The following is a 23357-nucleotide window of genomic DNA, read 5'->3' on the forward strand; positions in this document are numbered from 1 at the left end:
GCTGCGCTGTCAAATGCCAACGGCCCCGCCGGTATGAGCCAGAGGAATGCCCTCCGGCCGTTTGCGGGACCCGCGCGCATGGCTGAACCGGTCAAGGCAGCGCGATCAGCGCTTCGCCGGACAGCACGATCCGGCCGTCCCCGATGCGCGCGGCGATATCCAGCACCGCGCAGCGCTCGCCGCCGCGACCGACGATGTCCCTGACCACGCCGGAGCAGCGCACCGTGGCATGGACCGGCGTGATGGCGACGAAGCGCACCTTCCACGACACAATGTCTTCCTGCCGGATCGTCGAGGTGAGCAGATGCCCCAGATAGGCCATCACCAGCATGCCCTGCGCAAAGACATCGGGCATGCCGGCGGCCTTGGCATAGTCGCTGTCGATATGCAGGAGGACATGGTCGTTCGAGGCCCCGGCGAACAGCGCCAGCGTGCCGCGGCTGATCGGGCCGCGCTCGACTTCGGGCAGCGTATCGCCGATGGCCGGGTTCCAGCGCTCCATCATGCCCCGGGCGCCGGGGCGCGCAGCACGAAGGTGGAATCGCATTCGATGCACAAGATGCCCGCCTTGTTCGCAAGGTCCGTCCGCTGCGCGATGAAGCGCAACGCCCCGCCCTTCTTCTCGTACAGGTCGAGGATCTGGGTGGTGATCGTGACTTCGTCCTCGGCATAGAGCGTGGCGTAGTGATTGAAGCCCTGCTCGGCGTGGAGCAGGTAACGGACATCGGCCCTTACCTGGACCAGCCCGTAAGCGGCCTGCTCCGGCGCCGCGTTCGACAAGGAGAAGGCGAATGTCGGCGGCACCGGGATCGCGCGATGCCCGGCCGCCCGCGCCGCCGCCTCGTCGAAATAGACCGGATCGCGCTGGTCGGTCGCCTTCGCGAAGAATTTCAGTTGCGCGGTATCGACGCGCACGACCGAGGGTTCCGACCGCCGCCCGATGAGCGCGCGATCGAAGGCCTGGGCGGTCATGCCGGTTCGAACTGGAACGCGCGCCCGGCCGCCAGCCAGGCCCGCCGCTCCTCCTTCAGCGCCGTCCTGCGAACCTTGCCGGCATCGTCCCGCAACGGCGTCTCGCTGACTTCATAGGATGCTGGCCATTTATATTTGGCCAGCCGTTCGGCGACATGCGCTGCGATCGCCGTGAGATCGGCCGCCGCGCCTTCGCGTGGATGGATGATCGCATGGACGCGCTCGCCCAGGTCCGCGTCCGGCAGTCCGATGACCGCCGAGGTGGAGACCATGGGATGCTCCTCCAGCGTCGCCTCGACCTCGGCCGGATAGACGTTGACGCCTCCGCGGATGATCAGGTCCGAGCGGCGATCGGCCAGGAACAGATACCCATCCTCGTCGAGATGGCCCAGGTCGCCGATCGAATAGCCGCCCGATGCGTCCTTCTTGGCATCCGCGCCGATGTAGCGGAACTTGCCTGAGCCCGCGGCCGGGAAATGGACTTCGCCGACCTCACCCGGGGCGGCCTCGCTCCCGTCCTCGCGAAGGATCCGCACCACACCCGGCGCGGGCTTGCCGACCGAACCCGGCTTGAGGAGCCATTCCCGCCCGGTGATCGCGGAACCGCCGCCGCCTTCGGTGCCGCCATAAGCCTCGAAGATCCTGTCCGGCCCCAGCCAGTCGATCCAGGCACGCTTCACCCATTGCGGGCACGGCGCCGACATGTGCCAGACGAATTTGAGCGACGAGACATCATAGGCGTTGCGCACGCTTTCCGGCAGCGCCCAGATGCGTTGCATCATCGTCGGCACCATTACGGTGAACTCGATCCGGTGGCGCTCGATCAGCCGCAGGCATTCCTCGGCGTCGAACCGCGTCAGGCCAACCACATGCGTGCCCGCCAGCAGCGCGAAGCTGGTGAATAGGAACGGCATGTTGTGATAGAGCGGCCCCGGGTTGAGCATCGCTCCCTCGGGTGGCAATCCCAGCCCCGCAAAGAGCGGAGCGTCGGGATCGATAGAGGCCGGCATATTGTCCAGGATGATCTTCGGCCGCCCGCTGGAGCCACCACTCGCGACCGCCTTCCAATGCTTGGCTGCGGCGTCTTCCACCGGGGCGTCGCTGAATGCGTCCAGCGCGGTGCCGGGGGCTATCTGCGGGCCGTCATAAGCCGCCGGAAGCGTGCCGATCACCGCGGCAGGCCGAGCGAGCGCGAGCATTTCCCCCGCTTCCCGGCCGGGCAGCTTGGGCGGCAACAGGCACGGCGTCGCCCCCGCCTTCCACACGCCGATAACCGCCTCATGGAACTCGCTGCCGTTGGGCAGCATCACCACCACCAGATCGTCCTGCTTCACGCCCAGCGAGGCGAGCATCCGCGCGCGCCGGTTGGAGCGCCGGTCGAGCTCGTCCCAGGTCAGCGAGCCGTCCGGATAGGTCACCGCAGGTGCCGAGCCCTTTCGCCGGGCGTGGTCCTGAATGATCGACGATAGGGACTTGAGCGCCATGTCTTGCGTTTCCGGTTCGCTGGGCGGGCTCAGGCCGGCATGGCGTCGAGCAACGCCTTGGTCCGCGCCTCTATCAGCTCCTTCACCACGCGATCGGTGTGGATATACAATCCGTTCTCGCGCACCGCCTTCAGCACCATCTCGCCGACATCGTCGATGCTGACGCCCTGCTTCAGATATTCGGTCATCATCGCCCGCCGTTCCGCCCCGCGCTTCTTCTGCTCTTCGGACAGCGCCAGGCCGACGGTGGGCGCATTATCCGCCGAACGCTGGACGATGTCGGTCGCGACCGGCCCCGGGCAGAGCACGGTCACGCCGATCCCCGCGGGCGCCAGCTCGGCGTTCAGCGATTCCGACATGCCCACCACGCCATATTTGGCGGTGCAGTACAGCACGCCCGAACCGGTCGCGACGAGGCCCGCGCCGGAGGCGGTGTTGACGATGTGCCCGCCCTGCCGGCGCTCGACCATGCGCGGCAGGAAGGTCTGGATGCCGTTGATCACGCCATACAGATTGATGCCGATCCCCCAGTCCCAGAGATCATAGGTCATCTTGTCGGCCGGGGCGCCGCCCGCGACGCCGGCATTGTTGAACAGCAGCGATACGGGGCCCAGGGCGCTCTCGACCGCCTCCGCGGTCGCCGCATAGGCTTCGCGGTCGCGCACGTCGAGCTGATAGGTCTCTACCGGGGTGATCGCTTCCAGTTCGGCCTTGGCGCGAGCGAGCGCTGCGGCGTCGAGATCGACCAGGGCCAGCTTGGCGCCGGCGCGCGCGAAGCTCCGCGCAATGCCCAGACCGATGCCGTTGGCCCCGCCCGTGATGAATGCGGTGCGCCCTTGCACGTCGGTCATATAAGCCTCTCCCAACTTCGTTTCTGGCGAAAAACCATCGCTTCCGCACAGGGGCAAGGAGCGTGATCCCGCTGGAACGCTAGGCCAGCGCCAGCCATTCGCGAAATGCAAAGACCGGATGGGCAATGCCCGGCGGGAATGCCTGGCCATCGCGGCCTCGCGTCCCGGATCCGCCCGACAGCCATGCGCGCCAGGCATGTGTGGCCCGGTTTTATCCGGCCTCAAGCCAGCCGCTTCCGGTTAGCATTCGACAAGACCAGAGCGAATGGACCGGTAGATCGCGCGCCATATTCGCCGCCCGCGAGAGGAGCGTGGAGTTGGAGAACGACAGTCTGGACCTCGCGCCGGCGGGAAGTTCGCCAAGGCCGGTCGGCGAACTGCTCGCCTATCACGCGGCCCGGGGTCCGGCGCGGCCCGCGGTGACCTTCGACGGCGTTTCAACCAGCTATGCCGAGCTCGACGCCCGATCGAACCGCAAGGCGCGCCAGCTCGCGGCGCTTGGGGTCGGAGAAGGCGATGTCGTCACGCTTGCCGTGCCGAACGGCACCGGCTTTTTCGAAACCGTATTCGCGGTCTGGAAGCTCGGCGCGACGCCGAACAACGTCTCCTCGAAATTGCCTCCGGCCGAGCTGCGCGCGATCGTGGAACTTGCCAGGCCGCGCCTGATCATCGGCGAGGAGAATGCGCGGGTCGAGGGATGGGATTTCCTGTCCACCAGCGCGTGCCCCGACGCCACGCTGTCCGCCGGCGCGCTGCCGTCCAGAACCGCGCCACGATGGAAGATCCAGACAAGTGGCGGATCGACAGGACGGCCCAAGCTGATCGTCGACCGCAATCCCGGCCTTTTCGATCCGGATTTGCCGCTTATGGGTCAGGTTTCCGGCGAGACGATGTTGAACCCCGGGCCGATGTATCACAACGCCCCGTTCGTGGCGTCCTGCCACTGCCTGTTCACCGGCGGGCATGTCGTTGAAATGGGGCGGTTCGATCCCCTGCGCGCGCTGGAACTGATCGAGCGGCACAGGGTCGGCTGGGTCAATTTCGTGCCGACGATGATGCACCGCATCTGGCGATTGCCGGCCGACCGGCGCACCGCCTTCGACGTCTCGAGCCTCCGCGTCGTCTGGCACATGGCCTCGGTCTGCCCGCAATGGCTGAAACAGGCGTGGATCGACTGGCTGGGCCCCGACAGGATCTTCGAGATGTATGGCGGGACAGAGGTGACCGGAGTGACCGTGATCACCGGCCGCGAATGGCTCACGCACAAGGGCTCGGTCGGCAAGATCCAGGCCGGAGCGAAGATGTGCGTGCTGGACGAACAGGGCCGCGAATGCGCGCCTGGCGAGGTCGGCGAGATCTATTTCCTGCCGGAGAAGGGCCCGAACTCGACCTACGAATATATCGGCGCCGAGGCGAAACGGGTCGGCGACTGGGAAACCTATGGCGATCTCGGCCATGTCGATGCGGACGGCTATCTCTATATCGCCGACCGGCGGACCGACATGATCGTATCGGGCGGGGCGAACATCTTCCCCGCCGAAGTGGAAGCCGCGCTGGATCAGCATCCGGACGTCCTCTCCTCGATCGTGATCGGCCTGCCCGACCCCGATCTCGTCCAGCGCACCCACGCCATCGTCCAGATCGCGGAGGAGGCGCGCGGACGCACCGATGCCGATGCCCTGCGCGAATTCCTGTCGAGCAGGCTGGTCCGGTACAAGATTCCCCGCACCTTCGAATTCGCGGACCGGAATCTGCGCGACGATGCCGGAAAGGCCCGCCGCTCGCAGCTTCGCGACGAGCGGATCGCCCATGCTTCCTAGCCCTGGGTGCGGATCGAAACAGCGCCAGCCCTGGCCATCGAAACCAACTGAAGAGAGGTCCCAAAATGGAAATCAACGGAGCCGGCGCGATCGTCACCGGCGGCGCGTCGGGTCTTGGCGGCGCCACCGCCGCGCGGCTGGCAAGGGCGGGTGCCAAGGTAGCGATCTTCGATCTCAACTCCGATCTGGGTGAACAACACGCCAAGGCAATCGGAGGCGTATTCCTGAAAGTCGACGTCACCGATGAACGATCGGTCGAGGCTGCGATCGAGCAAGCCGAAGGCCTGAACGGCAAGGCCCGGATCCTGGTGAATTGTGCCGGCATCGGCCCGCCGGCCAAGGTGATCGGCCGCGACGGCAAGGCGATCCCGCTCGCCGACTTTTCCCGCGTGGTCGGGATCAATCTGCTGGGCAGCTTCAACGTGCTGTCGAAATTCGCCGCGCGAATCCACGATGCCGAACCCGCCGGGGGAGAGGAACGCGGCGTGATCGTCAACACCGCCAGCATCGCCGCCTTCGACGGCCAGATCGGCCAGGCCGCCTATGCCGCGTCCAAGGGCGGCGTCGTTGGGATGACCCTGCCGGTCGCCCGGGAACTTGCCCGCTATGGGATCCGCGTGATGACGATCGCACCCGGCCTGTTCATGACCCCGCTCCTCGCCGGATTGCCGCAGGAGGCGCAGGATTCGCTGGGCAGGCAGGTCCCCTTCCCGAGCCGCCTGGGCCAGCCCGACGAGTTCGCCCAGCTGGTCGAGAGCATCGTCACCAACCCGATGCTGAACGGCGAGGTGATCCGCCTCGACGGCGCGATCCGCATGGCGCCGAAATAGGCGGACCCCGGCCGGGTGTCCGGCCCAGATCAACCAGCATCCTGAAAGATCCCGATGACCCGAACCTATGTAGATGTGAGCCGCGAAGGCCCGCTCACGATCCTCACGATCAACCGACCCGAGGCGCATAATGCGCTGAACGCCGAGTCCCATCTCGAACTGCAGGCCGTATTCGATGATTTCGCCGCCGACGACGCGCAATGGGTGGCAATCATCACCGGCGCGGGCTCCAGGGCCTTTTGCGCCGGCCACGACCTGAAGCAGCAGGCGGCCGGCGGCGGTCTGGATCTGCCAGCCAAGGGGTTCGCGGGGCTCACCTCGCGCTTCGACCTCGCGAAGCCCGTCATCGCCGCCGTCAACGGCGTCGCGATGGGGGGTGGATTCGAGATCGCGCTCGCCTGCGATCTGGTGATCGCCGCGTCCAACGCCGTCTTCGCGCTTCCGGAACCGCGCGTCGGCCTTGCGGCGCTGGGCGGCGGAATCCAGCGCCTGCCGCGCGCGATCGGATTCCATCGTGCGATGGAACTGATGCTTACCGGAAGGCGGGTGACCGCGGCGGAGGGGCTCGCGCTCGGCTTTGTCAACGAGGTCGTCGAAGGCGACGTGCTGGACGCTGCCCGGTGCTGGGCGGCGACGATCCTCGAAGGCAGCCCCATGTCGGTGCGCGCCACCAAGGAAGCCGCGCTGCGCGGGCTCGACACACCGCTGGCGGACGGAATCCGCGAGCAGTTCAGCTATCCGGCGATGCAGGCGATGCTCGCGTCGCAGGATGCGGTGGAAGGCCCGGCGGCATTCGCCGCGAAGCGCCTGCCGCAATGGAAGGGGCGCTGAAGCTCAGGCCGCTGGCGGGCGGGTAAGGCCAGCCAGCGGGCCGCGCGGCTTCGTCATGCCGCCGGAAAATGCCGGTCGAGAAACGACGCTACTCCTGCGCTGAATGCGTCGTTGCGGTCGCCCGCGACCATATGGCCCGCACCCGGCACTTCATGGACTTCGGTCTGCGGCACCAGCCGGCGCATCTCGGCAATGCCTTCGTCATCGACGATGTCGCTATGCTCGCCGCGCACGACCAGGGTCGGCACGGACACCCGCTTGCTGATCTCGATCAAGGCATCGACACGCGACGGCGGCTCACTGCTCGGCGACACCTCCAGCATGCGCGGATCCCAATGCCAGTAAAGCCGCCCGTCGGCTCGCAGGCGCAGATTCTTGCGCAGACCGGACGGGTCCCGCGGCCGCGGGCGATCTGGATTGTAGCGCACCACCGCCTCCACCGCCTCTTCCAGCGTTGCGAAGCCATCGCGGTGCCCGGTCATGAAATCGCGGATTTTCTGCACCCCGGCTGTCGCGACGCGCAGGACGATATCGACCATCACCAGCGCCTGCCCGGCGGGCGGGCTGGTGCTGCCGATCGCATAGAAGCTGGTCATCCCGCCCATTGATGCGCCGACGAAGGCAGCGGGCCCGGGCACCGTCTCACGAACCGCGCGCAGATCGGATGCGAGCGCCTGGATCGAATAATCCCCCTCCGGCGACCAATCGCTGTCGCCATGGCCACGGGCATCATAGTTGATGACGAAATAGCCGCGCTCGACCAGCCGATGCATGGTTCGCGCCCAGGAATGACGGGTCTGGCCGCCACCATGGAGCAGGATCACCGCCGGCGCCCCCGGGCGCCCGCCGGCATCTCCGGCGAGCGTGAGACCATCCGGCGTCGCGAAGCGCTGGCGGGTATAGCTGCTCATTCCACGCTCCTCGAAACCGCGCGTCGGCCGTCCCGCATTGAGTCCGGCCGACGCGCCAGGCGTAGCACTGAACCGGCTATGATCGGTTCAGCGTTACGCCTTTTCGAGGACGTGTACGACACAGGCGGTGCCGAGGCCGGTCATGCCGCCGACGACATGGGTCAGCCCGATCTTCGCATTCTCAACCTGGCGCGCGCCCGCCTCGCCGCGAAGATGGAGCGAGATCTCGTAGAGATTTGCGATCCCCGTGGCGCCGAGCGGGTGGCCCTTGGAAAGCAGGCCGCCTGAGAGGTTGACCGGGATCCGGCCCCCCATCGCGGTCGCGCCGGTATCCACCATCATCCCCGCCTCTCCCTCGCCGCAGATGCCGAGGTTTTCGTAATGCACCATCTCGGCGGTGGCGAAGCAATCGTGCAGCTCGATCAACTGCACGTCCTGCGGGCCCACGCCGGCCTGTTCATAGGCGGCGTTGGCGGCGTTGCGGGTGGTCAGATTGAAATCGGTGATTGCGTCCTGGCGCGGGGTAAAGGGCGTGCTGGTCATCTGCGACGCACGCACGCGGATCGCGCGGCCCATCAGCCCCAGTTCCTTCACCTTCTTCTCCGAAGCGATGATCGCCGCCGCCGCGCCGTCGACGTTGATCGAGCACATCAGCTTGGTGTTGGGATAGGAGATCATCTCCGACGCCATCACCTCCTCCAGCGGAGTCTCGCGGCGGCTCATCGCCTTGGGGTTGAAGGTCGAGTGATGGTGGTTCTTGACCGCGATCTTCGCGAACTGCTCAAAGGTCGTGCCATATTTGCGGTGATGCTCCATCCCGATCTGGGAGAACATCGCGGGCGTCGTCATCGATCCGATCACGCCTTCCTCGATGAAACCGTCGCCCCGCCCGGCGGCGCCCAGCAGGCCGCGGCCCATCTGCTCCACGCCGACCGCCAGGACGAGGTCGTACATGCCGCCCTTGACCGCGAAATAGCCCTCGCGGAACGCCGTGCCACCGCTGGCGCAGGCATTGGCGGTGTTGACCACCGGAATGCCGGTCTCGCCGATCTCGTGCAGGATCTGCTGGCCGATCATCATGAACGCCTGCAACTGGTTGCCGCAATACAGCGCCTGCATGTCCTGGATCGTCAGCCCCGCGTCGTCGAGCGCAAGAAGCGCGGCCTCGGCGCCAAGCTGCGCCGTGGTCCGGTTCGGATAGCGTCCGAACGGGGTCATATCGATCCCGACGATATAGACGTCCTCGCTCATCATGCTTCTCCCTGTGCTTGAGCCGGCTGGGCGGGTACGAAGAAATAGCTCACGAACGGCTTGCCTTCAGGGCCGGTTTGGCCGGTATCGCGAAAGACGACATCGACCGGCATATCGGGCGGCAGCTTCGCCGGATCGGGCTCGGCCTCCAGCAACGTGCCGCGCAGCGAGCCGCCCTCGTCGAGGTCCACGATCGCCGCGACGAAGGGCACCTTGACCCCCGGATAGCTGCGGTGGACGATCGTATAGTTGTAGAGCTTGCCCTTGGTGCCGAGCCGCACCGCCTCGATCGTGTCGCGGCGGCAGCAGGCGGAACATGCCATGCGCTCGCCCGGGAAGGTGTTTCCACAATTCGAGCATCGGCTCCCAGCGATGAACGGCCGGCCATCGTCGCCGATCCTGATCACGGGGGCCGCGGGCAGGAACCCGCTGAAATCACTGGCCATGGGCAATCACCTCTCTAAACAAAATAATGGCGTCTGAAACTGATGCGCGGAGCCGGTGCCGCGCATGCTTCAGCCTGGAGTCAGTCGAGACTCCATTTCCGGCTCGAACGGGCGGCAAGATAGAAATGGACCGCGGCCCAGAACGGCATGAACAGCATCGCGATCAGCCCGTAGCGCAGGCTCTCCGCCCCGAGGCTGGGGGCAAGCAGGTCGCTGATCACCCCGACCGCCACCGGGCCGAGGCCCAGGCCCAGCAGCGACGAGCTCAGCAGGATCAGCGCGATGGCCGTGGCACGCCGATGCGGCTCGACATAGGTCTGCATCGCCGACATCGCGACGCCGCCGCCCGAAGCCCCGACAAAGAACGCGACGACCTGAAACCCGAGCGCCACTCTCCAGTCCGGCGTCAGGAATGACGGCAGCATGAGCAGCGGGAACAGCGCGAACACCAGCATCGGCCACCACAGCTCCCACCGCACGTCGCGGCGGCCGAGCCGGGTCAGCATGAAGCCGCCGAAAACCGTCCCCAGCACCGCGCCGACCGCGCCGGTCATGCCGATGTACAGCCCGACTTGGCCCAGCGTCAGCCCATGCAGGCGGATGAAGAAGGCGGGCAGCCACTGGCTCATCCCATAGCTGCCGAAGGCGGCAATCGAGATTCCGAATACCAGATGGATCACGGTAGGCCGCACGAACAGCGACCTCAACGTCGCTCGCATCGGCTCCGCCGCGTCGCGCGCATGCGTTTCGCTTCGCAGCGGTTCGCGGACCGTGAAATACATCAGAACCGCCAGCGGAATGCCGCACAGGCCCACCACGACCAATGCCGCGCGCCAGCCCCAGAATTGCGCGACGATCGCCGCCAGCGCGAGCCCGACGCTTTGCCCCAGCGTTCCGCCCGCCTGGAACATGCTCACCGCGAACGCCCGGCGCTCACGGGGATAGATGTCGCCGAGCAGCGAGTGGGCAGCGGGAGCGCAGCCCGCCTCACCCACCCCTACGCCCACGCGCGCGAGGAACAGCTCGGTGAAGTTCCGGACCAGGCCGGTGACGGCGGTCATGCCGCTCCACAGCACGAGGCAGATCGAGATCAGCGTGACCCGCGAGCGACGGTCCGCGATCCGCGCCAGGGGCAGACCCAACGTCGCATAGAGCATCGCGAACGCGAACCCGACCACCAGCCCAAGCTGGGAATCGGAAAGTCCGAGCTCCGCTTTGATCGGTTCGACCAGAACCGCGATGACCATGCGGTCCAGATAGTTGAAGAAGCTGACAGCGGTCAGCAACGTCAGCACATAGGCTGGCGCAGTGGCGCGCAAGGGGCCTCGACCAGGCTCGCCGTCTTGCTCGTTTGCCATGCTCATTCGGCGTCGCTCTCCCTGTCGCCTCCCCCGCTTCGGGAGCTTCGCGACCTGATCTTCTATCGCATCGCTAGCCGGAACCCGTGCTGGCAAGCACGGAATTCCACGCCACAGCCATGCGTGGGCCGCATGGCTGACCAGCGAACGCATTTCGAGGGCATGGCTCGTTCCCCGCCCGGGCCCGCGCCTCATTCCGGAAAGGCATGGCAGGCGCCGATAACTCCGGCCTGATCGTTCCTCCGCGCTGCTAGGTCCGGCGCGGAGGCCGTCAGATTGCGGTGGCGCGCCCGACCGTGGAGAGGCAGTTGGCGGACGAGGGGCCGGGATATGTCAGCGCCATCCGCGCCGCCATCGCGCGGCGGGGTGGGACGCTCGCATCGATCTTCGAAGGGCGGCGGCGGACTTGGGCGGAAACGCTGGAGCGCGCGGAGCGGATCGCCGGAGGTCTTGCGGCGCTTGACGTTTCCCCTGGCGACCGGATCGCTGTGCTGAGCGCGAACAGCGACGACTTCATGGCGCTCTATCTCGCCATTCCCTGGGCCGGCGCGGTGCTGGTGCCGCTAAACTGCCGCTGGAGCCCGGCAGAGAACGACTTCGCCATTCGCGACAGCATGCCCAAGCTGCTGTTCGTCAGCGAAGCGATGGCGGAAGCGAACGCGGAGATGCTCGCCGCCTGGGCAGATCGGCTGACGCTGGTTTCGCTCGGCGTGCCGCGGCCGGGCTGGAAGACGCTCGACACGCTGCTGGCAAGCGATCCTGCGCCCGATGCCGGCCGCCGCGGAGACGATCTGTTCGCGATCTTCTATACCGGCGGCACCACCGGCCGGCCGAAAGGCGTGATGCTCAGCCACGCCGGGTTCACCCGCAATTGCCTGGCGATGCGGGAGGCCGGGCTGTTTCCCGACGGATGCCGCACGCTGATCGTCCCCCCGCTCTTCCACCTGGCGGCGGCGGCAATGCTGACGATGGCGATGCTCGCGGGCGGCACCGCGGTGATCGCCGGGGCGTTCGATCCGGCCGCCACGCTCCAGACCATCGCCGATGCCGGGGTGACCGACCTGCTGCTGGTGCCGACAATGATCCAGATGGTGCTGGATGCGCCCGGCTTCGACGCCGCCCGGCTGTCAGGCTTGAACACGCTGATCTACGGCGCCTCACCGATGCCGGAGGCGACGCTGGACCGGATCATGGCCGCCGCCCCGCACATCGATTTCGTCCAGCTCTATGGCATGACCGAGGTCTCGTGCGCCGCGACGCTGCTCGGCCCCGAATTCCACCAGGGCGCGCACCGCGAAGCCGGGCGCCACCGCGGCGCGGGAAAGCCGCTGCCGATCGCCGAGATCGTGATCGCCGGCGAAGCCGGCGAAGCAGTCCCGCCCGGCGAGGTGGGCGAGATCCTGGTACGCGGGGCCGGCTTGATGCTCGGCTATTGGAACCAGTCCGAACTGACCGCCGAAGCGTTGCGCGGCGGATGGATGCACACCGGCGATGTCGGCCGGTTCGATGACCACGGCGTCCTCTACGTCGTCGATCGGGTAAAGGACATGATCGTCTCAGGCGGCGAGAACGTCTTTTCGGCTGAGGTCGAGAGCGTGCTGGCGCTGCATCCGGGCGTCGCGCAGGTCGCCGTGATCGGCGTGCCCGATGCGCGCTGGGGCGAGCGCGTGCATGCGGTGGTGCTGCCACGGCCCGGCGAGGCGCCGAGCGAGGAAGCGCTGGTGGCGCACTGCCGCGCGCGGATCGCCGGCTACAAATGCCCCCGCTCGATCGAATTCCGCAGCGAAGCGCTGCCCCTCTCCGCGGCTGGCAAGATCCTGAAGGGCGAGCTGCGCAAACCCTATTGGGAAGGACGGACACGCAATGTCGCCTGAACGCTCGCCCTGGATCGACGACGAACTCGCGATGCTGCAGGAGCATGTCGCGCGTTTCGTCGCCGGCGAACTCGCGCCGCATCGCGAGCGCTGGGACCGCAACGGCCAGGTCGATCGCGCATCCTGGGCGCGCGCGGCGGAGGCCGGCCTCCTCTGCGCCAGCATCCCCGTGGAATATGGCGGCGGCGGCGGCACGCTCGCGCACGAGGCGGTGATCCATCAGGAATTGTCGCGCGCGGGGCTGGGCGGCAGCTTCGGCACCGGCAACACCATCCATTCGGCGATCGTCGCCCATTATATCCTCGCCTATGGCGACGAAGCGCAGAAACGGCGCTGGCTGCCCGCGATGGCCCGGGGGGAGCGGATCGGCGCGATCGCGATGACCGAGCCGGGCGGCGGATCGGACCTGCAGGGCTTGCGCACGCGGGCGAACCCCGCGCAGGGCGGCTGGCTGCTCAGCGGCGCCAAGACCTTCATCTCGAACGGCCAGACCGCCGATCTGATCGTCGTGGCCGCACGCACGGGCGAAGCGGGTGCCAAGGGCATCTCGCTGCTGGTGCTCGAAGGCGGCGAAGCCGAGGGTTTCCGGCGCGGCCGCAACCTGGAAAAGGTCGGCATGCGCGGGCAGGACACATCCGAGCTGTTCTTCGACGACATGTTCGTGCCGGCCGGCAATCTGCTGGGCAGCGAAGGCGGCGGGTTCGCGCTGCTGATGCACCAGTTGGCGTGGGAGCGGATGACGATCGCGCTCGACGCTGTCGTCAACATGGAGCGCGCGGTCGCGCTCACGACCGATTACGTCCGGGACCGCAAGGCGTTCGGCAAGACCCTGCTCGATTTCCAGAACACCCAGTTCGTGCTGGCCGATTGCGCCACCCAGGCGAGCGTCGCCCGTGCTTTCGCCGACAGCCTGATGGTCAGGCTGCTCGCGGGCAATCTCGACGCGATCTCCGCCGCCAAGGCGAAACTGTGGACCACCGAAACCCAGTGCAAGGTCATCGATGCCTGCCAGCAATTGTTCGGCGGCTATGGCTATATGACGGAATATCCGATCGCGCGGATGTTCGCCGATGCCCGGGTCAGCCGCATCTATGGCGGCACCAACGAAATCATGAAGCTGATCATCGCCCGCGCGCTGTGAGCCGCGGTTCCCCGAGGAGTTTGAAATGACCAAGGTTCGCGTCGCCGGCGTCGGCATGATCCCCTTCACAAAGCCGGGACAGAGCGAGGAATGGGACGTGATGGCCGAGAAGGCCGTGCGCCTCGCGCTGGCCGATGCCGGGATCTCCTATGATCAGATCCAGCAGGCCTATGCCGGTTACGTCTATGGCGATTCCACCTCGGGCCAGTCCGCGCTCTACCGCGTCGGAATCACCGGCATCCCGATCGTCAACGTCAACAACAATTGCTCGACAGGATCGACCGCGCTCTATCTCGCACGGCAGATGGTGGAGGCCGGGGTCGCCGATTGCGTGCTCGCGGTCGGTTTCGAACAGATGGTGCCGGGCGCGCTCGGCATGATCTTCAACGATCGCAAGCGGACGCTCGACCTGGCGCTCACCCGGCAGGACGAACTGCAGGAGCACGATCCGGTGGCGCCGTTCGCCGCGCAGCAGTTCGGCGGCGGCGGGCGCGATCACCAGGCGCGCTACGGCACCAGCGACGAAGCGTTCGCGATGATCAGCGTCAAGGCGCGGCGCCATGCGGCGCACAATCCGATGGCCCTGTTCCGTGAACCGCTGACGCTGGAGGAGGTGCTGGCCTCCAAGCATCTCTATGGCCCGATCACCCGCTTCCAGGCCTGTCCGCCCACCTGCGGCGCGGCGGCTGCGGTGCTGGTGTCGCCGGCCTTCGCGGCGAAGCACGGGATCGACGCATCCGTGGAGATTGTCGCCCAGGCGCTCACCACCGACATGCCCGGCACCTTCGAGGATCGCGGGATGATGAGCGTTGTCGGATATGACATGGCGAAAGAGGCCGCGCGCCAGGTCTACGAAGCGTCCGGCATCGGCCCCGACGACGTTCAGGCTGTCGAACTGCACGACTGCTTCACCCCGAACGAACTGATCTCCTACGAAGCGCTGGGCCTCACGCCCGAGGGCACGGCCGAACGCTATATCCGCGATGGCCAGAACACCTATGGTGGCAAACACGTCACCAACCCTTCCGGCGGCCTGCTTTCCAAGGGACATCCGCTGGGTGCCACCGGCCTCGCCCAATGCTACGAGCTCACCCGACAGTTGCGCGGCACCGCCGGCATGCGCCAGGTGGAGGGCGTCCGCCATGCGCTTCAGCACAATGTCGGCCTTGGCGGCGCCTGCGTCGTCACGCTCTACGGAGCGGCCGCCTGATGCTCGATCGCGATGCCCATGTCGGGGTGGTGTCGGAGCCGCGCCGCGTCGAAGTGGAGAAGGGTTTCCTCAAATTCTTCGCCAAGGCGACCGGCGAGACCGACCCCGTCTATTTCGACGAGGAAGCGGCAAGGGCCGCGGGCCATCCCGCAATTCCGATGCCGGAGACCTATCTCTTCTCGCTCGCCATGTCGGCACCGGCGAAACGCGGCGACATTTTCGACAAGGCCAACGGCCTTGGCGTCGATATGGCGCGCGTGCTGCACGGCGAACAGCGCTTCGCCTATCACCGGCGCATCTATGCCGGCGACACGCTGACGCTGACCACCACGACCAGCGACATCTATTCGAAGAAGGGCGGCGCGCTGCAATTCGTGGTGCAGGATACAGAGGCGCGCAACGGCGCAGGCGAACTGTGTGCCGAGATGCGCATGGTCACGGTAGTCCGCAATGGTTGAGGACGAGACGCTTCCGGAGCTGGTCCGCGGCCCCGTCACGCGCGGCATGCTCGCCCTGTTTGCCGGGGCAAGCCACGATCATGTGCTGCTCCATATCGACAGCGATTTCGCCCGGTCGGCGGGCATGGACGACGTGTTCGCCCATGGCATGCTGTCGATGGCCTGGCTCGCCCAGGCGCTGCGCAGTTGGGTGCCGGCCGAGCGCATCCGCAACTGGAACGTGCGCTTCACCGCGATCACGCCGCTCCACGCGACGGTCCATTGCCGGGGCCATGTGGCCGAGCTCTTCGAGGAGGATGGCGAACGCCGCGCCCGGCTGAAGATCGGCGCGTGGACCGGCCAGGACATTCAGACACTCGACGGCGAAGCCGTCGTAACCATCGGTTGAAAGGGAACAGGATGCGCAAACTCGAGGGCAAGGTCGCGATCATCTCCGGATCGGGACGCGGCATTGGCCGCGCGCTGGCGCTGAAGCTGGCGTCGGAAGGGGCGAGCGTCGTGGTCAACGACCTCGACGAAGGCCCCGCGAACGAAGTCGTGGCCGCGATCGAGGCGGCGGGTGGCAAGGCCGTCGCCTGCGTCGGCAACGTCACCGCAGCGGATTTTGGCGAGCGCTTCGTCCAGACCGCGATCGACAGCTTCGGCGGGCTCGACATCATCGTCAACAACGCGGGCTACACCCGCGACGGGGTCATCCAGAAGCAGACCGACGAACAATTCCAGGCGATGATCGATGTCCATCTGACCGCGCCGTTCCGCATCCTGCGCGCAGCCGCGGAGCCGATCCGCATCATGGCCAGGAAAGAGGCCGAAGAAGGCCGCGAGGTCATCCGAAAGGTGGTCAACATCTCTTCGATGGCCGGCACCCACGGCAATGCGGGCCAGGTCAACTATTCCTCCGCCAAGGCGGCGCTGGTCGGCATGACGAAAACGCTGTCGAAGGAATGGGGCCGCTACAAGGTCTGCGTGAACTGCGTCGCGTTCGGCTTCATCGAAACGCGCCTGACCAAGCCGAACGACGATCCCGAAACCCGGATCGAGATCGAGGGAAAGACCATCCAGGCCGGTGTTCCCGCCCAGACGCTGGGCATGCTCAAGGCGATCGTTCCGCTGGGCCGCGCGGGCACGCCGGAGGAGGCCGCGGGCGGCATCTATCTGATGTGCGCTCCCGAAAGCGATTATGTCAGCGGACAGGTATTGATCGTCGGAGGCGGCGTCAGCCTCTGACGGCCGGCGGCAGAGCTTCGCTGGCAGACGCGCTAGCGAAGCATCTCGCCGGTCAGCACCGTTTCCCCTTCCGCAAGTTCGGCGGCGGCCCCCCGCAACGCGGACACGAAGGCGTCGCGTGACGGGCGGGTGTCGTCGCGGCGCGTCGCCAGCGCGAGACCGATCACGATCGGCGCGCCCCGCACGGTTATCCGCGCATAGCCAACCCGGCTTGCCCCCGGGATGCGCGCAACCGACGGGGCCAGGGCAATGCCGATCCCGCTCTCCACCAGCGCGATCAGGGTATGGAGATGCGCCGCCTCCTCCGCGATCCGCGGCTGGAAACCTGCGGAGTCGCACGCGCTCAGCGAAAGGTGGCAGTAATTGGGAAGGCGCGCGCGGTCATATCCGATGAACGGCTCATCCCGAAGGTCTTCGAGGCGGAGGCGATCCTGTCCGTGCAGCGAGTGGTTGCGCGGGATCAGCAGGATCATTTCCTCGCGCATGAGAGGTTCCAGCGCGACGTCACCCGCATCGAGCACCGGGGTGCGCAGGACGCCGATATCGAGATCGCCCGATTCCAGCCCGTTCAGGATCTCGAGCGTCGTCGCCTCGCGCAGTCGCAGGTCGACCGCTGGCCGCTGCGAACGAAACAGCGGCACGACCTTTGGTAGCAGGGCATAGATCGCCGAACCGACAAAGCCGACGCTCAGGCGGCCGCCCATCCCATCGGTGGTCGCGCGGATCGCATCGCGCATCGCTTCCACATTGCCCAGCACCCGGCGCGCATGCGGCAGCGCCGCGTGCCCCGCCTCGGTCAGCGTCACGCCGCGGCTCTGGCGGACGAACAGCGCCACGCCCAGTTCCTGTTCCAGCTTGCGCATCGATATCGATAGCGGAGGCTGGCTCATCCCCAATGCCTCAGCCGCCCGGTGAAAGTTGAGCGCCTCGGCAAGCGCGACGAACTGGCGGGCCTGCCTGAGTTCCATGATATACTCCGTAAATCGAAATGCATTCAATCAATATTGGATCGCGCCCTTCACCACCACTAATTTCCGCGGGAATCGTCATGTGCCGCATGACGGAGACGGGCCCGCCCCATGCAGGCGCCACCCGGCAGAGGGAGAGTGACGGTCGATGGCCGGGACGCACGCAAGCGCTTGGATCGGGCCGCCGCCATGCGCATGACCTATGACTATGTCGTGATCGGCGCAGGGTCGGCGGGATCGGTGATCGCTGCCCGGCTGAGCGAGGATTCCTCCAACCGGGTGCTACTGATCGAACCCGGCGGGCGCGACCGGAACATCGCGCTTATCATGCCGTTGCTATTCCCCACGCTACGCACCAGCGCCTTCGACTGGGGGTATCAGACCGATCCGGAGCCTTTCGCGGACGACCGCGTCTTCCCGGCCCCGCGCGGGAAGGTGCTCGGCGGCTCGTCCTCGGTTAACGGCATGATCTATTCCCGCGGGCACCCCCGGGACTATGACGAATGGGCCGCGATGGGCGCCCATGGCTGGTCCCATGACGAGGTGCTGCCCTATTTCAAAAAATCCGAGCGCAACTGGAGGGGCGAAGGCCCGCATCATGGCGGAAACGGGCCGCTCCACGTCACGCAAGGCCGCAGCGACGAGCCTGTCGCCAAGGCGATCCGCCAGACCGCGCGATCGATGCAATATCGCGTCCTGGACGATTTCGAGGCGGGAGACCCCGAGGGCTTCGCGCTTCCCGACAGCACCATCCATCGCGGACGGCGCGCCAGCGCGTCCAAGGCATTTCTGGCTCCGGCGCGGCGGCGGCCGAACCTGACGGTCATCACCGGCGCGCAGGTGACGAAGATCCTGATCGAGGGCGGGCGCGCCCGGGGCGCGGAATATGTCCGCGAAGGCCGGGCGGAGATCGCCTATGCCGGGCGCGATACCATCCTGTCGGCTGGCGCCTATGCGTCGCCCCAGATCCTGCTGCTCTCCGGTATCGGCCCAGCGGAGCACCTGCGCGAAATCGGCGTGCCCGTCACGCTCGACCTGCCGGGTGTCGGTGGCGGGCTGCAGGAACATCCGCTGGTCCCGATGGGCTTCGCGCTCAAGCGCCCGTCGCGGTTCACCGGCCGGATGCGCGCGGACCGGCTGGCACTGTCGGTCGTCGAATGGCTGCTGACGGGACGGGGCACCCCCGCCGGCGTGCCGATCAGCAGCTTCGCCTATTACAAGTCGCACCCGGGGATCGCCCGGCCCGATCTCGAGAATGTGTTCATCGCCACCAATGTCGCCGCGCGCATGTGGTTTCCGGGCGTGCGCGCTCCGGTTCCCGAAATGCTGACATCGCTCAATATGGTGCTCCGGCCGCAAAGCCGCGGCTTCGTGCGCCTGCGCTCGGCCGATCCGCTCGCGCCACCGCGCATCCAGCTCAACTTCTTCCAGGAGCCCGAGGACCTGCGCCTCATGCGCCACGCGCTACGCTGGACCCGCGATTTCGTCCGGCAAGGTCCGCTCGCCGATTTTGTCGGCGAAGAGCTGTCCCCGGGTGCCGACGCGCGCACCGACGCCGAACTCGACGCCGCGATCCGGCGCAGCGTGACCACCGGCCAGCACCCGGCGGGCACCTGCGCGATGGGCGGGGGCGAGGATGCGGTGGTCGATCCGCAACTGCGCGTGCGCGGGATCGATGGCCTGCGCGTCGCCGATGCCTCGATCATGCCCCGGCTCATCGGCGGCCACACCAACGCGCCTGCGATCATGATCGGCGAAAAGGCCGCAGCCATGATCCTGGCCGCATAGCCCAAGGAGTTCGACCAATGGCGATCAACATAGCCGAACCGACGCGGGCCAGCCTCGATCGCCCCTTCCAGTTGCTCATCGACGGCGCATGGAGCGACGCGACCGGCGGCGGGCGCCTGGATGTGATCAATCCCGCCGATGGCCAGACGATCGCGACGATACCCGCCGCGGGCGCGGAGGACGTCGATCGCGCGGTGGCGGCCGCCCGCCGCGCGTTCGAGAGCGGCCCATGGCCCGTCATGCCGCCGGGCGAACGGGCAAAGCTGCTGTGGCGCATCGCCGACCTGATCGAGGCCCGGCAGGTCGAATTCGCCGAGCTGGAGACCCTCGACAACGGCAAGCCGATCACCATGGCGGGCCGGGTCGACATACCCGCGTCGGTGGCGGCGCTGCGATACTGGGCCGGCTGGTGCACCAAGATCGCGGGGGAGACGCGCGCCGTCGATCTGCCGGGCGAGTATCTGGCGATGACGTTGCGCGAACCGGTCGGCGTCGTGGGGCTGATCACGCCCTGGAACTTCCCGTTGATGTCGGCGGTCTCGAAGCTGGGCCCGGCGCTTGCCGCAGGCTGCACCGCAGTCCTGAAGCCCGCCGAGCAGACCTCGCTCACCGCGCTGCGCCTTGGCGAGGTGATCCAGGAAGCGGGCATGCCCGCCGGCGTCGTCAACATCGTTACCGGGATCGGCGCAGTCGTCGGCGCGGCGCTGGCCGAGCATGACGGCGTGGACAAGATCAGCTTCACCGGATCGACGATGGTAGGCAAATCGCTGATCGGCGCGGCCCGGGGAAACCTGAAGCGGCTGACGCTCGAACTCGGCGGCAAATCGCCCACGATCATCCTTCCGGACGCGGATATCGGCCGGGCGGTGGCGGGTGCCGGTAACGCGATCTTTCGCAACAGCGGCCAGGTGTGCGTCGCCGGATCGCGGCTCTATGTCGCGCGCAGCCAGTTCGATCAGGTGCTGGAAGGCCTGGTGGACTTCGCCGCGCAGTACAAGCTTGGCCCCGGACTGGACCCAAGCACCACCATGGGGCCGCTGGTATCCGACCGGCAGCACGAGCGGGTGCTCGGCCACATCGAAAGCGCCCGGGCCGAGGGCGCCAGCGTGATCACCGGCGGCGGATCCTTCGGGAACCGCGGCTTCTTCGTCGAACCGACGATCATCGCCGATGTTCGCCCGGACATGCGCGTCGTGCAGGATGAGATATTCGGTCCCGTGCTGGTGGCGACCGCAGTGGACGATCTGGACGAGCTCGCGGCGCTCGCCAATGATTCGATCTACGGCCTGGCTGCCAGCATCTACACGCGCGACATCTCCGCGGCGTACCGGCTGGCGCGGAAAATCCGGGCGGGGACGATCAATATCAACACCGGCTCGATCGGCGGCGCCAATCTGCCGTTCGGCGGCTTCAAGCAATCGGGTTGGGGCCGCGAAAATGGCGCCGAGGGGGTCGAGAGCTTCACCGAGCTCAAGACCGTCGTCACCGCGCTCTGACACCAGATCCAAGCCATTGGGACCAACAGCATGACGCAGACCGATCAGCCTGGCACGGATCAGGACGCATTTCCTCTCGGCCGTGGCCTGTACTGGCAGGACATGCGGCCCGGCGCGAGATACCGGACCTATACGCGCACCATTACCGAGGCCGATCTGGTCGCCTTCGTCACGCTGACGGGCATGATCGACAGCGCCTTTCTGGATGCTACGATCGCGGGCGCGATGGGCGCCCGGCCGGTTCCGGGCGCACTGACCTATTCGATCATCGAAGGGTTCATCGTCCAGTCGCTCATCCGCGGAACCGGGATCGCGATGCTGGGCTGCACGCAGGAGGCGATCGCGCCGGTGCATGTCGGAGACACGGTGCATGCGATCATCGAACTGGACGGCGTGCGCCCTACCTCCAGCGGCAACCGGGCGATCGTCGATTCGACGATCACCATCCTCAATCAGCGCAACGAAGCGGTGCTGCGCTACACGTCGCGCCGGATGATCGGCGGCCGGCCGGACGCGGCGGCATGACGGCCTCCCTTCCCCTTAAGGGCATTCGCGTCATCGACCTGACCACCGTGGCGATGGGGCCGATCGCCAGCCAGTGGCTGGGAGATTTCGGCGCCGACGTCATCAAGGTCGAGGCACCCGCGGGCGATTCGACGCGCCACACCGGGCCGGCCATCGAGCCCGGCATGGCCGCGATGTTCCTCAGCACCAACCGCAACAAGCGCAGCGTGATGCTCGATTTGACCGAGGCGGCATCGCGCGACGCGCTGGCGCAGATGATCGGGGGCGCGGATGTGTTCATGCACAATATCCGGCCGCAGAAGCTCGCCAAGCTGGGGCTGGAGCCTGAGAAGCTGATCGCGCGCAATCCGCGCCTGATCTATGCCGGGCTGCTCGGATTTGGCGAGGCTGGCCCTTATGGCGGGCGGCCCGCCTATGACGACATCATCCAAGGCCTGTCGGGCTGCGCGGACCTGATGCGCCGCCAGACCGGCGAGCCCCAATATTTCCCGACGATCACCGCCGACAAAACGACCGGACTGGTCGCCGCCATGGCCATCCTTGCCGCGCTGACCGGCCGCGCCGCCAGCGGCCGCGGATCGATCGTCGAGATTCCGATGTTCGAGACGATGGTGGGCTTCAACCTCGTCGAGCATCTTTATGGCCGCCAGTTCGTCCCGTCCCGTGGGGAAACGGGATATCCGCGCGTCCTTTCGCGCCATCGTCGTCCGTACCGGACACTCGACGGCCACATCTGCATGATGCCCTATACGGATGCGCACTGGCGGGCATTCTTCGCCGTGGCAGACGCGCCGGAACATGCCGCCGACCCTCGCTTCGCCACCATGTCCGCCCGCACCGCCAATATCGACGCGCTCTACGCGGTTGCCGCCGATCTGGTATCGCGCAAGAGCAGCGCGCATTGGCTTGCCGCGTGCGATCGGATCGGCCTTCCCGCTTCGCCGGTGCTGTCGCTCGACGATCTGGCCGAGGATCCGCACCTTCAATCGGTCGGCTTCTTTTCGCGGCTGCACGATCCCGCGCTCGGAGAGCTGCTCATGCCCGGGGTGCCCGTTCTGTTCGATGGCGAGCGGCCGCCCGTCGGCATGCCGCCCCGGCTGGGCGAACACAACCGGGAGGTGATGGAAGAGTTCGGGATCACGCTGAACGGCGGATTGAACTGATGGGGTGGATGATCCCGCAGTCTTAGCAACCGCCTGCCATTTGCCGATTGTGGCCGTTGGCGAGATGCCGGATTTCGTCGCGATACTGAATAAGGCCTAACGTCCGCCGCCGGATCGCGTTCGCCCTGACAGTTTTCAGCCCGCAGTTCGGTCGGGAACGACACAGCATCAATCTGCGATAGCGAGTTCGGTCCATAGGGGTTGTTTGTTGCGCGTCTCCATAAAGGTCGCGAAGCCCTCAACATGGGCTGCATCTACCGGCGCACTGAAAGGCCAAAGACTATCGCACTCGTCGCAAATAAGGATGCGCTCTCCTGTGTCGATTGACGCATCGACAAGTTCTCCTTGCCCGTCGCACATCGGGCATATCTGATGCTCCGCTGTGCCACGAACCCGAGCATGGTAGGCGGCGAGCCGCTTCTGTACTTCAGCAATTTGACCCATCGGCATAGACCCGCTTCGCCATCCGATGATCTAACGTGCAGCGATCGTCCGCAAGTGGTTTGTCCGACTGCTGTTAGCCTTCGCCGATCCATCCCCCACCACACCCCCAATAGGGATATCGCCGGGGCCGCAGGACCGCTTTCGAATGACGGGCGAAAAATTCGGGAATTACTCGCGCCGTCCTCGAAGCATCGCGGCGCACTACATGAGGCATCGGGCGGATCATGGGACACGACATTACCGCAGTTATTGGCTCGCCAGCGGTTGTCGCGCGAGTGGTAAGCGTTGCCGAATGCCCCGCGCCCACTG

At 66.7% G+C, this 23357-nt stretch carries 22 protein-coding genes; 13 read left to right on the forward strand and 9 right to left on the reverse strand.

Going from position 1 to position 23357, the window contains the following annotated elements; all coding sequences use genetic code 11:
• Positions 1-91 precede the first annotated feature (91 nt).
• Genes OM513_RS00270 through OM513_RS00285 form a run of 4 tightly spaced genes read right to left on the reverse strand, consistent with a single transcriptional unit; the run spans position 92 to position 3307 of the window.
• Entirely contained in the window at positions 92-502 is a 411-nt protein-coding gene (locus OM513_RS00270) for a MaoC/PaaZ C-terminal domain-containing protein (protein ID WP_264942147.1), read from the reverse strand.
• Positions 502-972, reverse strand: a complete 471-nt coding sequence (locus tag OM513_RS00275; RefSeq protein WP_264942148.1) for a MaoC family dehydratase N-terminal domain-containing protein — start codon at positions 970-972, stop codon at positions 502-504. The genes OM513_RS00270 and OM513_RS00275 overlap by 1 nt, the downstream gene beginning before the upstream one ends.
• Entirely contained in the window at positions 969-2456 is a 1488-nt protein-coding gene (locus OM513_RS00280) for an AMP-binding protein (protein WP_264942149.1), read from the reverse strand. The genes OM513_RS00275 and OM513_RS00280 overlap by 4 nt, the downstream gene beginning before the upstream one ends.
• Before the next feature lie 29 nt (positions 2457-2485).
• On the reverse strand, positions 2486-3307 hold the full coding sequence (locus OM513_RS00285) for an SDR family oxidoreductase (protein ID WP_264942150.1): 822 nt from the start codon (positions 3305-3307) through the stop codon (positions 2486-2488).
• Between the two features lie 317 nt (positions 3308-3624).
• On the opposite strand from OM513_RS00285, the gene OM513_RS00290 reads away from it, so the two are divergent.
• The 3 genes from OM513_RS00290 (at position 3625) to OM513_RS00300 (ending at position 6788) form a co-directional block, all read left to right on the forward strand.
• A complete protein-coding gene (locus tag OM513_RS00290; RefSeq protein ID WP_264942151.1) occupies positions 3625-5127 on the forward strand; it encodes an AMP-binding protein in 1503 nt (500 codons plus the stop codon).
• Between the two features lie 65 nt (positions 5128-5192).
• Positions 5193-5957: a 3-hydroxyacyl-CoA dehydrogenase gene (locus OM513_RS00295; protein ID WP_264942152.1), complete on the forward strand. Its 765-nt coding sequence runs from the start codon at positions 5193-5195 to the stop codon at positions 5955-5957.
• A gap of 54 nt (positions 5958-6011) precedes the next feature.
• On the forward strand, positions 6012-6788 hold the full coding sequence (locus OM513_RS00300; RefSeq protein ID WP_264942153.1) for an enoyl-CoA hydratase-related protein: 777 nt from the start codon (positions 6012-6014) through the stop codon (positions 6786-6788).
• Between the two features lie 53 nt (positions 6789-6841).
• Here the strand turns inward: OM513_RS00300 and OM513_RS00305 are convergent, their stop codons facing one another.
• The 4 genes from OM513_RS00305 to OM513_RS00320 all read right to left on the reverse strand — a co-directional run bounded on the left by OM513_RS00305 (position 6842) and on the right by OM513_RS00320 (position 10760).
• Positions 6842-7612, reverse strand: a complete 771-nt coding sequence (locus tag OM513_RS00305; RefSeq protein WP_264942154.1) for an alpha/beta fold hydrolase — start codon at positions 7610-7612, stop codon at positions 6842-6844.
• Between the two features lie 180 nt (positions 7613-7792).
• A complete protein-coding gene (locus OM513_RS00310) occupies positions 7793-8950 on the reverse strand; it encodes a thiolase family protein (RefSeq protein WP_264942155.1) in 1158 nt (385 codons plus the stop codon).
• Complete coding sequence (locus OM513_RS00315) at positions 8950-9273, reverse strand: Zn-ribbon domain-containing OB-fold protein (protein ID WP_264942156.1); 324 nt, start codon at positions 9271-9273, stop codon at positions 8950-8952. Before OM513_RS00315 ends, OM513_RS00310 begins: the two co-directional genes overlap by 1 nt.
• Before the next feature lie 203 nt (positions 9274-9476).
• A complete protein-coding gene (locus OM513_RS00320) occupies positions 9477-10760 on the reverse strand; it encodes a spinster family MFS transporter (RefSeq protein WP_264942157.1) in 1284 nt (427 codons plus the stop codon).
• 290 nt (positions 10761-11050) lie between these two features.
• Between OM513_RS00320 and OM513_RS00325 the strand changes: the two genes are divergently transcribed.
• The 6 genes from OM513_RS00325 to OM513_RS00350 are packed head-to-tail and all read left to right on the forward strand — an operon-like array spanning position 11051 to position 16664.
• Positions 11051-12628, forward strand: a complete 1578-nt coding sequence (locus OM513_RS00325; protein ID WP_264942158.1) for an AMP-binding protein — start codon at positions 11051-11053, stop codon at positions 12626-12628.
• A complete protein-coding gene (locus tag OM513_RS00330) occupies positions 12618-13769 on the forward strand; it encodes an acyl-CoA dehydrogenase family protein (protein WP_264942159.1) in 1152 nt (383 codons plus the stop codon). The genes OM513_RS00325 and OM513_RS00330 overlap by 11 nt, the downstream gene beginning before the upstream one ends.
• 25 nt (positions 13770-13794) lie before the next feature.
• Positions 13795-14979, forward strand: coding sequence for a lipid-transfer protein (locus OM513_RS00335; protein WP_264942160.1), 1185 nt, complete (start codon positions 13795-13797; stop codon positions 14977-14979).
• Positions 14979-15437, forward strand: coding sequence for a MaoC family dehydratase N-terminal domain-containing protein (locus tag OM513_RS00340; protein WP_264942161.1), 459 nt, complete (start codon positions 14979-14981; stop codon positions 15435-15437). The genes OM513_RS00335 and OM513_RS00340 overlap by 1 nt, the downstream gene beginning before the upstream one ends.
• The gene (locus OM513_RS00345) at positions 15430-15825 is read left to right on the forward strand and encodes a MaoC/PaaZ C-terminal domain-containing protein (RefSeq protein ID WP_264942162.1); all 396 of its coding nucleotides are present in this window, start codon (positions 15430-15432) and stop codon (positions 15823-15825) included. Before OM513_RS00340 ends, OM513_RS00345 begins: the two co-directional genes overlap by 8 nt.
• An 11-nt stretch (positions 15826-15836) precedes the next feature.
• Entirely contained in the window at positions 15837-16664 is an 828-nt protein-coding gene (locus OM513_RS00350; RefSeq protein WP_264942163.1) for an SDR family NAD(P)-dependent oxidoreductase, read from the forward strand.
• A 32-nt stretch (positions 16665-16696) separates the two neighbouring features.
• On the opposite strand, the gene OM513_RS00355 is transcribed toward OM513_RS00350, so the two are convergent.
• Positions 16697-17662, reverse strand: coding sequence for a LysR family transcriptional regulator (locus OM513_RS00355; RefSeq protein WP_264942164.1), 966 nt, complete (start codon positions 17660-17662; stop codon positions 16697-16699).
• A 165-nt stretch (positions 17663-17827) separates the two neighbouring features.
• Here OM513_RS00355 and OM513_RS00360 point away from each other — a divergent pair, with 165 nt between their 5' ends.
• The 4 genes from OM513_RS00360 to OM513_RS00375 are packed head-to-tail and all read left to right on the forward strand — an operon-like array spanning position 17828 to position 22604.
• Positions 17828-19420 carry a GMC family oxidoreductase gene (locus OM513_RS00360; protein WP_264942165.1) on the forward strand — a complete coding sequence of 531 codons (1593 nt, stop codon included), beginning with the start codon at positions 17828-17830 and terminating at the stop codon, positions 19418-19420.
• 17 nt (positions 19421-19437) lie between these two features.
• On the forward strand, positions 19438-20916 hold the full coding sequence (locus OM513_RS00365) for an aldehyde dehydrogenase family protein (protein ID WP_264942166.1): 1479 nt from the start codon (positions 19438-19440) through the stop codon (positions 20914-20916).
• 30 nt (positions 20917-20946) lie between these two features.
• The gene (locus tag OM513_RS00370) at positions 20947-21441 is read left to right on the forward strand and encodes a MaoC family dehydratase (protein ID WP_264942167.1); all 495 of its coding nucleotides are present in this window, start codon (positions 20947-20949) and stop codon (positions 21439-21441) included.
• Entirely contained in the window at positions 21438-22604 is a 1167-nt protein-coding gene (locus tag OM513_RS00375; protein ID WP_264942168.1) for a CaiB/BaiF CoA transferase family protein, read from the forward strand. Before OM513_RS00370 ends, OM513_RS00375 begins: the two co-directional genes overlap by 4 nt.
• Positions 22605-23357 lie beyond the last annotated feature (753 nt).

It is taken from the genome of Sphingomonas canadensis (genome assembly GCF_026013525.1).
Classification (GTDB): domain Bacteria; phylum Pseudomonadota; class Alphaproteobacteria; order Sphingomonadales; family Sphingomonadaceae; genus Sphingomonas; species Sphingomonas canadensis.

What these genes read in the sequence shown, in the direction of transcription:
- OM513_RS00335 (WP_264942160.1), top strand. Translation starts at nt 13,795, where the DNA reads ATGACCAAGGTTCGCGTCGCCGGCGTCGGCATGATCCCCTTCACAAAG.
- OM513_RS00320 (WP_264942157.1), bottom strand. Translation starts at nt 10,760, where the DNA reads ATGAGCATGGCAAACGAGCAAGACGGCGAGCCTGGTCGAGGCCCCTTG.
- OM513_RS00345 (WP_264942162.1), top strand. Translation starts at nt 15,430, where the DNA reads ATGGTTGAGGACGAGACGCTTCCGGAGCTGGTCCGCGGCCCCGTCACG.
- OM513_RS00340 (WP_264942161.1), top strand. Translation starts at nt 14,979, where the DNA reads ATGCTCGATCGCGATGCCCATGTCGGGGTGGTGTCGGAGCCGCGCCGC.
- OM513_RS00360 (WP_264942165.1), top strand. Translation starts at nt 17,828, where the DNA reads ATGACCTATGACTATGTCGTGATCGGCGCAGGGTCGGCGGGATCGGTG.
- OM513_RS00330 (WP_264942159.1), top strand. Translation starts at nt 12,618, where the DNA reads ATGTCGCCTGAACGCTCGCCCTGGATCGACGACGAACTCGCGATGCTG.
- OM513_RS00365 (WP_264942166.1), top strand. Translation starts at nt 19,438, where the DNA reads ATGGCGATCAACATAGCCGAACCGACGCGGGCCAGCCTCGATCGCCCC.
- OM513_RS00310 (WP_264942155.1), bottom strand. Translation starts at nt 8,950, where the DNA reads ATGAGCGAGGACGTCTATATCGTCGGGATCGATATGACCCCGTTCGGA.
- OM513_RS00350 (WP_264942163.1), top strand. Translation starts at nt 15,837, where the DNA reads ATGCGCAAACTCGAGGGCAAGGTCGCGATCATCTCCGGATCGGGACGC.
- OM513_RS00275 (WP_264942148.1), bottom strand. Translation starts at nt 972, where the DNA reads ATGACCGCCCAGGCCTTCGATCGCGCGCTCATCGGGCGGCGGTCGGAA.
- OM513_RS00280 (WP_264942149.1), bottom strand. Translation starts at nt 2,456, where the DNA reads ATGGCGCTCAAGTCCCTATCGTCGATCATTCAGGACCACGCCCGGCGA.
- OM513_RS00300 (WP_264942153.1), top strand. Translation starts at nt 6,012, where the DNA reads ATGACCCGAACCTATGTAGATGTGAGCCGCGAAGGCCCGCTCACGATC.
- OM513_RS00370 (WP_264942167.1), top strand. Translation starts at nt 20,947, where the DNA reads ATGACGCAGACCGATCAGCCTGGCACGGATCAGGACGCATTTCCTCTC.
- OM513_RS00315 (WP_264942156.1), bottom strand. Translation starts at nt 9,273, where the DNA reads ATGGCATGTTCCGCCTGCTGCCGCCGCGACACGATCGAGGCGGTGCGG.
- OM513_RS00375 (WP_264942168.1), top strand. Translation starts at nt 21,438, where the DNA reads ATGACGGCCTCCCTTCCCCTTAAGGGCATTCGCGTCATCGACCTGACC.
- OM513_RS00285 (WP_264942150.1), bottom strand. Translation starts at nt 3,307, where the DNA reads ATGACCGACGTGCAAGGGCGCACCGCATTCATCACGGGCGGGGCCAAC.
- OM513_RS00270 (WP_264942147.1), bottom strand. Translation starts at nt 502, where the DNA reads ATGGAGCGCTGGAACCCGGCCATCGGCGATACGCTGCCCGAAGTCGAG.
- OM513_RS00295 (WP_264942152.1), top strand. Translation starts at nt 5,193, where the DNA reads ATGGAAATCAACGGAGCCGGCGCGATCGTCACCGGCGGCGCGTCGGGT.